Source organism: Streptomyces sp. RP5T (assembly GCF_003933965.1).
Lineage (GTDB): Bacteria > Actinomycetota > Actinomycetes > Streptomycetales > Streptomycetaceae > Streptomyces.
The window spans coordinates 1-9,659 of the sequence record NZ_RSAJ01000316.1; the positions used below are offsets into that span (position 1 = coordinate 1).

Sequence of the window (9,659 nt, forward strand, 5' to 3'; positions counted from 1 at the left end):
TTGTGTATAAGAGACAGGACCAGCCCCTCCCGGGACCCGTCCGCATGCCAGTGCTCCCGGAGGGACCCCACCGCGAGCCCCTCGGCCGCGGCCCGCTCCAGCACCGCCGTCTCGTCCTCGACCTCGACCAGCGCGTGCAGCCCGGCCGCGATCCCGTGGACCCGCCGACGCGCCCCCAGCCGCTCCACGAGCCGGTCCCGGCGCCGCCGGTACCTGAGACGGCACGCGCGCACGTGACGGTCGTAGGCGTGCGTGCGGATCAGCTCGGCGAGGGCCAGCTGCCCCAGGGTCTCGGTGCTGTGGTCACTGTGCAGCTTGGCGTCGGCGACGGGTGCGACGAGGTGCGGCGGCAGCACCATCCAGCCGAGCCGGAGCGCGGGGCCGAGCGTCTTGGACGCCGTGCCCAGGTAGACGACCTGCCCGGGCGCCATCCCCTGGAGCGCCCCGACGGGCTGCCGGTCGTAGCGGAACTCCCCGTCGTAGTCGTCCTCGACGACCAGCGCCCCACGCGCGCGTGCCCAGTCGGTCAGCGCCCGGCGCCGCGAGGGGTGCAGGGTCACGCCGGTCGGGTACTGGTGGGCGGGAGTGACGACGACGGCCGCGGGATCCCGCAGGTCGTCGACCTCGACCCCCAGTGCGTCGACCCGGACCGGCACCACTCGCCCGCCGGCTCGCCGTACGACTTCGCGGTGGAAGGGCAGCCCCGGGTCCTCCATGGCGACGGTCCCGCCCTCCAGGACCCGTGTGAGCAGCGCGAGTCCCTGAATAGCCCCGGAGGTGACGAGGATCCGTTCGGGAGGGGCGACGACTCCCCGGGCCCGCCCGAGATACTCCGCGAGCGCCTCCCGCAGTTCCATCCGCCCCAGGGGATCGCCGTAGTCGTACGCGGAGACGGGCGCGGCCGCGACGGCCCGGCGTACGGCCCTGAGCCAGACGGCGGCGGGAAAGGCGCCGACGTCGGGAGCGCCGGGCCGCAGGTCGAAAAGCGGCGCCCGCGCGCGTGCACCGCTCTGCGGGGGCCCGGCACCGGCGGCGGGCAGCGGAGCCACGACCGTCCCCGATCCCTGCCGGGCGGTCAGATACCCCTCGGCGACCAGCTGGTCGTAGGCCGCTTTGACGGTCCCCCGGGAAACCCCCAGCTCCTCGGCGAGCCGCCGGGTGGCGGGCAACCGGGCGCCAGGGGCCAGCCGCCCGTCGCGAACGGCGTCGCGCAGAGCCCGCTCGAGCCCCGCACGACGCCCTTCGTCAGGCTCCGGCCCTATGTGCAGGTCCACTGAACCCACCCAGGGGCGCGGCGAGCCACGACGCCCCCGCGCCCGGGTCTCAACCCTTCAGACCCGCCATCCACGCCTCGACCTCGTCGGAGCGGCGCGGCAGCCCGGACGACAGATTCCGGTTCCCCTCCCGCGTCACCAGGATGTCGTCCTCGATCCGCACCCCGATGCCCCGGTACTCCTCGGGCACGGTCAGGTCGTCGGCCTGGAAGTACAGACCGGGCTCGACGGTCAGCACCATCCCGGCTTCCAGGACCCCGTCCACGTACGACTCCACGCGCGCGGCGGCGCAGTCGTGGACGTCCATGCCCAGCATGTGCCCGGTGCCGTGCAGCGTCCAGCGCCGCTGGAGCCCCAGCTCCAGCACCCGCTCCACCGGCCCCTCGACAAGACCCCACTCCACGACCCGCTCGGCCAGCACCCGCTGGGCCGCGTCGTGGAAGTCCCGGTACTTGGCACCCGGCTTCACGGCCGCGATCCCGGCCTCCTGGGCGTCGTACACGGCGTCGTAGATCTTCTTCTGGATCTCGCTGAAGCGACCGTTGACCGGCAGCGTCCGCGTGACGTCGGCGGTGTAGTAGGTGTGCGTCTCGACACCGGCGTCGAGGAGCAGCAGCTCACCCGAGCGGACCGGCCCGTCGTTGCGCACCCAGTGCAGCGTGCACGCGTGCGGGCCGGCCGCGGCGATCGTGCCGTAGCCGACGTCGTTGCCCTCGACGCGCGCGCGGAGGAAGAACGTGCCCTCGATGTACCGCTCGGAGGTGGCCTCGGCCCTGTCGAGGACCTTCACCACGTCCTCGAAGCCCCGCACCGTCGAGTCGACGGCCTTCTGGAGCTCCCCGATCTCGAACGCGTCCTTGACCAGCCGGGCCTCGGACAGGAAGACCCGCAGCTCCTCGTCCCGCTCGGCGGTGACCTTGTCGGTCAGCGCGGCCTCGATGCCGGCGTCGTAGCCGCGCACCACCCGCACCGGCCCGGTGGCCTCGCGCAGCGCGTCGTCGAGCTCGCGCACGTCGGAGACGGGGACGCCGTACAGCGTCGAGGCCTCGGTCAGCGAGTGCCGCCGCCCGACCCACAGCTCGCCCTGCCCGGACAGCCAGAACTCGCCGTTCTCACGGTCGGAGCGCGGCAGCAGGTACAGCGTGGCGGTGTGACCGTCCGCGACCGGCTCCAGGACGAGCACGCCGTCCTCGGTCTGGTTGCCCGTGAGGTACGCGTACTCCACGGAGGCCCGGAAGGGGTACTCGGTGTCGTTGGAGCGGGTCTTCAGATTGCCGGCGGGGATCACCAGCCGCTCACCGGGGAAGCGCGCGGAGAGCGCCGCGCGGCGGGCCGCGGTCTCGGCAGCCTGCGCGATCGGCTCCAGGCCGTGCAGCTCGGTGTCGGCCCAGCCGGACTTCATGTTCTCGGCCAGCTCGTCGGAGACGCCCGGGTACAGGCCGTTCTTCCGCTTCTTGATCGGCTCTTCCGACTCTTCCGGGGTCTCCGGGGTGAGCTCGTCGGCCACGGTCATCCTCCTAGATACGGCACTGGACCCCGTCCATCGTACGGTCGTACGGAAGGGGGCCCAGGGCCGACGGACCTGCCACCACCCGCTACTCGAAGTGCGCCGCGAGCAGGACGACGTCCTCGTCGGAGTCCGCCCCCTCCAGCCCGTCCGGCAGCACGGTCCGCAGCACATGGTCGGCGACGGCGTCGGGGTCGGCGCGCAGTGCCCTCGGGACCCCGGCCGCGGCCGCGTGCAGGCGGGCGAAGGCGCGGTCGGTGGTGTCGCCGGTGCGGTGCAGCAGCCCGTCGGTGTACAGCAGAACCGTCTCTCCGGGTCCGGCGCTCAGCTCCACGCTCGGCGCCTCCCAGCAGGCGAGCATGCCGAGCGGCGCGGACACGGACGTCTCCACGAAGTCGGTGCGCCGCTCGCCGATCAGCAGCGGCGGGCAGTGCCCGGCACCGGCCAGCGTGATCCTGCGCAGCGCGGGCTCGCAGTAGGCGAACAGGGCGGTGGCGGAGCGGGCCGGCTCGGTCAGCCGGAGCAGCAGCTCCAGGTCGGACAGGACCGCGACCGGGTCCTCGCCCTCCATTACCGCGTACGCCCGCAGGGAGGCCCTGAGGCGTCCCATCGCGGCGACGGCGCTCGGGCCGGAGCCGGTCACCGAACCGACCGCGAGGCCCAGCGCCGCGTCCGGCAGGGGCAGCGCGTCGTACCAGTCGCCCCCGCCGCGCGGGCCGGTGCGGTGCCGGACGGCGAGCCGGACGCCGGAGACGCGGGGGAGCCGGGACGGCAGCAGCTCCTCGGCCATGGTCGCCATGCACGCGCGCGTGCGCTCGAGCTCGACCAGCCGGGCCAGGTGCTCGGTGGCGTAGCGGACGTACAGGCCGACGAGGTGGCGCCGGTGCTCGGACGGCTCGGCGGGTTCGTCGTAGAGCCAGACGGCGGCGCCGAGCCGGCCGGCGTCGTGGGTGGACAGGGGGAGCGCGTAGCTGGCCGCGTAGCCGAGGCGGGCGGCCACCTCGCGGTGCCGGGGGTCGAGGCCGTCCTCGGCGAGCAGGTCGGGCTGGGCGATCTCGCCGTCACCGCCCGGCAGACCGGCCGCTGTGTCGAGGAGCCTGCCGTACGCCATCGCGCTGCGCGGCACGGTCTCGATGTGCCCGAGGTCAGCGCGGCCGAGCCCGAGGCCGAGGGTGGTGTCGGGGCCGAGCCCGTCGTCCGGTTCGAGGACGACGAGTCCGCGCCGGGCTCCCACGAGGGCGGCGCCGGCGCGCAGGAGTTCCTGCAGGGCTTCGGACAGGGTGCCGGTGCGGGCGAGGCGTTCGGTGAGTTCGTGCAGGGTCGTCAGGTCGGAGACCCAGCCCGCGAGACGGTCCTGGAGCAGGGCTCCGGGTGCGTGGGGCGCGGGGACCACGGAGGCGGCCGGGGCGGCTGGCGCGGGCGCGACAGTGTGTGCGGGCGCGGGAACCGTTGGATCGATTCCGGCCACTTTCGAAGGGTGAGGGGCGTTCATGGCGTCCGGCTTTCCGACCGGTGCGTATTGCTCAAAAGCATCGCAAACCCCCATGTCATTCTGCGCCGCTAGCAGTGTCTCCACATGTACACGCACTCGTGAGGGGATGTCCAGCATTGTCCTGCTGGGATTCCTGGTGTCCGTGGGCTGCCGGTGGAGGGTGGGATGATGGACAATGTTGGCTAAAAACTGCCTCGGGTTAAGGTGTATTGAGGTCGACTGGCCTTGCTCCACAGAGCGTCACAACGGTCGTGATGGGTACGTACTCGGTAAGGACCAGGGGTGGTGGACAGTCACCCGGAACCTGGTGACCGACCCGGGCGTCTTAGCCACCGACGATCGAGCCCCATCCTCCCGTGGCGGAGGCGGAGAGAAATACGCGGGACGGCAAAACGCCAGACTTCGCCACCCCCCGCCACGCCCACGCTTTTGATACGCAGTATGGGGTTCCCCTTGTCTCGGACAGGGGTGTGATGCGCCAACAGGTACGCACAGTGAAGTGATCGACACATGATGTGATGTGGTCCACGGTGTTGCCAGCGGTGCAACGGAAAGGAACGAGCGCTCATGCGCGAGATCCTCGGAAGGCGACGCAGGCTCCTGTCCCAGCGCAGCGACGGAAGGCCTGAATTGTTCAGCGCGGCCCTGACCTTCGCGACGGAATGGCAGTGGCCCGTACTCCCGGGTGTGGCACCGGACCCGGAGGGCCGGGCCCGCTGCGGATGCCCCGACCCGGAGTGCACGGTCCCCGGCGCCCATCCCTTCGACCCGGGCCTGCTCGCGGCCACCACGGACGAGCGCATGGTGCGCTGGTGGTGGACCAACCGCCCGGCCGCGCCGATCATCCTGGCCACCGGCGGCAGCGCCCCCTGCGCGGTCAGCCTGCCGGCCCTCCCGGCCGCCCGCGCCCTGGCAGCGCTCGACCGCCAGGGCATGCGCCTCGGCCCGGTGGTCGCCTCGCCCACCCGCTGGGCGATCCTCGTCAAGCCGTACTCCCTGGAGCAGCTGGGCGAACTGCTGTACGCCCAGGACCACGTCCCCGGCTCCCTCCGCTTCCACGGCGAGGGCGGCTACCTCGCCCTGCCCCCGTCCGAGACGGGCCACGGTGAGATCACCTGGGAGCGTGCTCCGCTCCCCGGCTCGGCCTCCCCGTGGGTCCCCGATGTCGAGGCCGTGGTGGACGCCGTGGTCGAGGCCCTCACTCGTACGGGTGTGAGCGCACCCGAGTTGTAAGGGTGTCGGGCGCGGGCGGAACCGAGTGCCCGCGCCCGGTCGTTATCGTCCGCTTCATGCTGCGTCATTCCGGGGGACGACCCCCAGACCCCCGATGGGTTCGTCTGCTCGCCCTGTCCGGTGTCGTGGTGTGCGCCGTCGCGCTGCCCCTGGCCGTGGCCTCCGCGGGACAGGTGGGCGAGGGAGGGCGCACGGTCGTACGCGATCTCGTGCCTTCCGCCGTGCCTCCCGGTGAGCGGACCTCCGTGGCGTCTTCCGGGGGGCGGGTCCCCTCGCAGGGTTCCGGTCCACGGTCGTCCGCGGAGCCTTCGGCTGTACGGCCGTCCGCGGGCGGCGGCTACCCGGACGACTTCAAGGCGCCCCCTGCCGACCCCCGGCGCTCCCCGCTGCTGCTCGGCGTGGGACTGGCCACCGCCGCGCGCTGCGGGCCCGAACTGACCTCCCCCGACGGCATCGAGGCGCAGACCTGTGTGCTCACGCAGGGCGAGGAGACCTGGGCGCGGACCTACTACCGCAACGCGACCGGCGCGGTGCTGGACGCCGCGCTCAGCTTCATGGCACCCGGCGGACGCACCGTGCTGCTGCACTGCGCGGTCGGCGCCGGGGACGAGCCGGACAGCTGCGAGACGCCCCGGGAGGGCATTCGGGGGGCGTTGGCCGACTACACGGCGGTCGCGGAGTTCGCCCGTCGGGGCGGCGGGCCACTGCTGCTGCGGGTCGGGAGCAACTCCGGCGAGGACACGGTCAGTTGACACGCGACGGCGTTCCGTAAAGCTGTCCGGACACAGAAAGACCCGGTTGCTGGCGACGGGGGATGCACCAGCAACCGGGCTATTGGAACGGTAACAAGAGATCGGCCGTTCGCAAATTCGACCGCGCCGCTCCCTGGCGTATTCGGACACCGATTCCCCTTGTCGGGAGGGGAGTTGTGGACGAGCGTGGCCGTTCGACGGGGGTTCGGTGCGACTGACCGGCCGGTCAGCCGCACCGGCTTCGTCAACTCAGCGTGACCTGACGGTTGGTGAGGCCGCCACGGGCGCGGCGCTCGTCGGCGGTCAGCGGTGCGTCCGTGGCCAGAGCGCCTGCGAGGCGCTCGGCGAACTCGGCCGCCGGCTTCTCGATGTCCTCCGCGGTGACCCCGCTCGGCAGGTCCCAGACCGGGACGGTGAGGCCGTGGGCCCGGAAGGAACCGACGAGCCGGGTGCCCTCGCCGAGGCTCGACTTCCCGGCCGCGTGCAGTCGCGCGAGCGCGTCCAGAAGTTGCTCCTCGGGGTGCGGCATCACCCAGCGCAGGTGGTTCTTGTCCGGGGTCTCGCACCAGTAGGCGGCGTCGACACCGGTCAGCCGGACGGTCGGGATCGCCGCGGCGTTGGCCCGCTCCAGGGACGCGGTCACCTCGGGCGTGGCGTTCTCCGCGTCGGGGACCCAGAACTCGAAGCCCTCGTGCACGACTGGCTCGAACGCGCCTTCGGGGTCGAGCAGATCCTGCAGCCGCTGACCGTCCGCGGGAGCGCGCCGGCCCTCGATGGGGGTGCCCGGAGCCGCCGTGAGCGCGCGCTGGAGCGTGTCGGCGAGATCGCGGCTGATGTCACCGGACGACGTGTCGTTCTGCAGTCCGAGCAGGACCGAGCCGTCGTCGCGGCGCAGGGCGGGCCAGGCCATCGGCAGGACGGTGGCCAGCGTGACCGACGGGACGCCCTCGGGGAGGCCGCCCTTCAGGGTCAGCTCGACGGTGGCGGCGGGGACCAGCTCGCGCAGGGCCACCCAGTCGCCCTCGCCCGCCAGGCCCTCGAAGGGGCGGTGCACCAGCTCGGTCGCGGCCTGCGCGGCGGCCCGGCCGTGGCAGGCCTTGTAGCGTCGGCCGCTTCCGCACGGGCAGGGTTCGCGGGCGCCGACGACCGGAATCCGACCGTCAGCAGCTGCGGCGCGGGCGCCATCCGTGCTCTGCGGGCGCTTGGCCTTCGTCTGGGGTCGCTTCTTGGCCATCGTGGCTGTCTCCCGGTTACGGCTCGTCTCGTACGGGCGCGAGCCTAGCCGCTTGCGACTTGGCCGACGCAGGCCTGTGGACAACCACCGGGGTGTCCTTCACCGGCGGTCCCGTCCGGGCGCCTCAGCCCAGGGCCCCTCAGCCCAGGGCCCTTCAGCCCAGGGCCCCTCAGCCCAGGGCCCTTCAGCCCAGGGCTCCTCCGTCCGGCTCGCGCCGGCCCGGGACTCCTCGGTCGGGTCGCCTCGGTCCGGGGCGCCACCGTCGAGGTCGCTTCAGCCGAAATCGCTTCAGCCGAAATCGCCTCAGGCGAGGTGACCTCAGGCGAGGTCGTCGAACGCGTCCGAGAAGTCCAGGCCGGGTATCGCGACCGACGGGGCCACCACGCGCGTGGCGAAGTCGTCGCGGCGGTGTCCGGCGTCCGGATCGTGAACGTCCGAGTGGACGATCACCCAGACCGTGACCTCGCCCCGGGCGTCGTCCCTGACACCCCAGTCGTCGGCCAGCGCGGTGATGATGTTGAGCCCGCGGCCGCCGTGCGCGGTGACCGAGGGCGTGGCCGGAGCCGGGCGGGTGGGTCCGCCCCCGTCCGTCACCTCGACCGTGAGCCTGCCGCCCGGGTCCACCCGCCAGGCGGCACGGACGTCACCGTCCCCGGCGAGGGCGTCACCCAGCGGCCGGCCGTGTTTGCACGCGTTGCTCAAGAGCTCGGAAAGAATGAGTACGGCGTCGTCGATGACCGATTCCGCCACCCCACCCCTGCGCAGCTGCACGCGCATACGGTGTCTCGCTTCCCCCACGCCCGCAGGGCCATGGGGTACGGCCATGCTCGACGACGTGGGCACCTCCTGTGCCACCACCAACGCCACCCCCGAGACCTCCTTCGCCCCACGCCACGGTGTGGATGCCCCACTGGCCTGTGCCGGAAACCGGCCAATCACGTTCCGCCGACGCATTCACCGTGCTCGAACACGTACCGAACGCGCCGGGGCACACCCTGTGACGGAGAGGACGTCAGCGGCCCAGCCGGTCGAGCACCGCACGCGGCCGGTTGGTGATGATGGCGTCGACGCCGAGCTCGACGCAGAGGTCCACGTCCTCGGGTTCGTTCACCGTCCACACGTGCACCTGGTGGCCCGCCCGCTTCAGGCGCTCGATGTACCCGGGGTGGTTGCGCACGATGCGGATCGAGGGGCCCGCGATCCGCACTCCCGCGGGCAGTCGGCCGTCCCGCAGCCGGGGCGAGACGAACTGCAGCAGATAGACCGTGGGCAGGGTCGGCGAGGCGGCACGCACGCGGTGCAGCGATCGAGCCGAGAAGCTCATGACCCTGATCGGCGACTCGGCGGGCGAGGCCGGGCTGTCCAGACCGAACCGCTTCAGGAGCTGCAGCAGCCGCTCCTCCACCTGCCCTGCCCAGCGCGTGGGGTGCTTGGTCTCGATGGCCATCTCCACCCGCCGCCCCGCGTCGGCGACGAGTTCGAGCAGCCGCTCCAGGGTGAGCACGGAGGTGTCCTCCCGGTCCTCGGGTCTGAACACCCAGTCCGGCTCCTCGTCGCGGGTGCGCCAGAACTCCCGTGTCCTGCGTGAGCCGAAGTCCAGGGCGGCGAGATCGGCGAGCTCCAGGGCCGAGACCGCTCCGCGCCCGTTGGACGTACGGTTGACCCGTCGGTCGTGGACGCACACGAGATGGCCGTCGGCCGTGAGGCGTACATCGCATTCGAGGGCGTCCGCGCCGTCCTCGATCGCCTTGCGGTACGCGGCGAGCGTGTGCTCGGGAGCGTCTTCCGAGGCTCCGCGGTGGGCGACGACTTGGGTCAGCTGCTGCCGTGCGTGGGTCACCGCGTCATGGTGCCACCGCTCGGGGGTACGCGTGCGAACGGAGGCATATGTATTGCGCCTCATTTGTCTTACATGGCCTATATAAAGAGCAGCCGCAGACCCACAGGCACCGCTTATGGTGCCCTGACGGCCTGTGGGAAAAGCTGACGGCATACAAAAGGACATGCACAGCTGACGCACGCCGGACACGAGAGCGGCACGGCCGAGCGTGACCGAGTGCGACCGACAATCGACAGCCGTGGACCGAGGAGAGAAGCTGTGAGCACCGAGAACGAGGGCACCGCGGTACCCCCGGCCCCGTCTGCACCCCCCGTGCCGGTGGACGCT

Annotated in this window: 8 protein-coding genes; 2 read left to right on the forward strand and 6 right to left on the reverse strand. The window is 72.3% G+C overall.

Translation table 11 applies throughout. From position 1 onward, the window contains the following. The 3 genes from EHS43_RS27690 to EHS43_RS27700 form a co-directional block, all read right to left on the reverse strand. A partial coding sequence (locus EHS43_RS27690; protein ID WP_148104100.1) for a PLP-dependent aminotransferase family protein occupies positions 1-1,274 on the reverse strand: 1,274 nt, incomplete at its 3' end. A 49-nt stretch (positions 1,275-1,323) separates the two neighbouring features. Then, entirely contained in the window at positions 1,324-2,781 is a 1,458-nt protein-coding gene (locus tag EHS43_RS27695) for an aminopeptidase P family protein (protein ID WP_125193471.1), read from the reverse strand. An 88-nt stretch (positions 2,782-2,869) separates the two neighbouring features. After that, positions 2,870-4,390, reverse strand: coding sequence for a PP2C family protein-serine/threonine phosphatase (locus EHS43_RS27700; protein ID WP_185806437.1), 1,521 nt, complete (start codon positions 4,388-4,390; stop codon positions 2,870-2,872). A gap of 450 nt (positions 4,391-4,840) precedes the next feature. Between EHS43_RS27700 and EHS43_RS27705 the strand changes: the two genes are divergently transcribed. Both EHS43_RS27705 and EHS43_RS27710 read left to right on the forward strand, forming a co-directional pair. After that, positions 4,841-5,506: a bifunctional DNA primase/polymerase gene (locus EHS43_RS27705; RefSeq protein WP_125193473.1), complete on the forward strand. Its 666-nt coding sequence runs from the start codon at positions 4,841-4,843 to the stop codon at positions 5,504-5,506. A 56-nt stretch (positions 5,507-5,562) separates the two neighbouring features. Continuing rightward, the gene (locus EHS43_RS27710) at positions 5,563-6,258 is read left to right on the forward strand and encodes a hypothetical protein (RefSeq protein ID WP_125193474.1); all 696 of its coding nucleotides are present in this window, start codon (positions 5,563-5,565) and stop codon (positions 6,256-6,258) included. 244 nt (positions 6,259-6,502) lie between these two features. Here the strand turns inward: EHS43_RS27710 and EHS43_RS27715 are convergent, their stop codons facing one another. From EHS43_RS27715 to EHS43_RS27725, 3 genes are all read right to left on the reverse strand, one after another. Continuing rightward, on the reverse strand, positions 6,503-7,492 hold the full coding sequence (locus EHS43_RS27715) for a DUF5926 family protein (RefSeq protein ID WP_125193475.1): 990 nt from the start codon (positions 7,490-7,492) through the stop codon (positions 6,503-6,505). Positions 7,493-7,810: 318 nt separating this feature from the next. Beyond that, positions 7,811-8,446: an ATP-binding protein gene (locus EHS43_RS27720; protein ID WP_125193476.1), complete on the reverse strand. Its 636-nt coding sequence runs from the start codon at positions 8,444-8,446 to the stop codon at positions 7,811-7,813. Between the two features lie 58 nt (positions 8,447-8,504). After that, positions 8,505-9,332: a glycerophosphodiester phosphodiesterase gene (locus EHS43_RS27725; protein ID WP_125193477.1), complete on the reverse strand. Its 828-nt coding sequence runs from the start codon at positions 9,330-9,332 to the stop codon at positions 8,505-8,507. Between the last annotated feature and the right edge of the window lie 327 nt (positions 9,333-9,659).

Excerpts from the sequence above, each read along its gene's own strand:
- EHS43_RS27700 (WP_185806437.1), bottom strand. The coding sequence starts at position 4,390 with ATGCTGGACATCCCCTCACGAGTGCGTGTACATGTGGAGACACTGCTA.
- EHS43_RS27705 (WP_125193473.1), top strand. The coding sequence starts at position 4,841 with ATGCGCGAGATCCTCGGAAGGCGACGCAGGCTCCTGTCCCAGCGCAGC.
- EHS43_RS27710 (WP_125193474.1), top strand. The coding sequence starts at position 5,563 with ATGCTGCGTCATTCCGGGGGACGACCCCCAGACCCCCGATGGGTTCGT.
- EHS43_RS27715 (WP_125193475.1), bottom strand. The coding sequence starts at position 7,492 with ATGGCCAAGAAGCGACCCCAGACGAAGGCCAAGCGCCCGCAGAGCACG.
- EHS43_RS27720 (WP_125193476.1), bottom strand. The coding sequence starts at position 8,446 with ATGCGTCGGCGGAACGTGATTGGCCGGTTTCCGGCACAGGCCAGTGGG.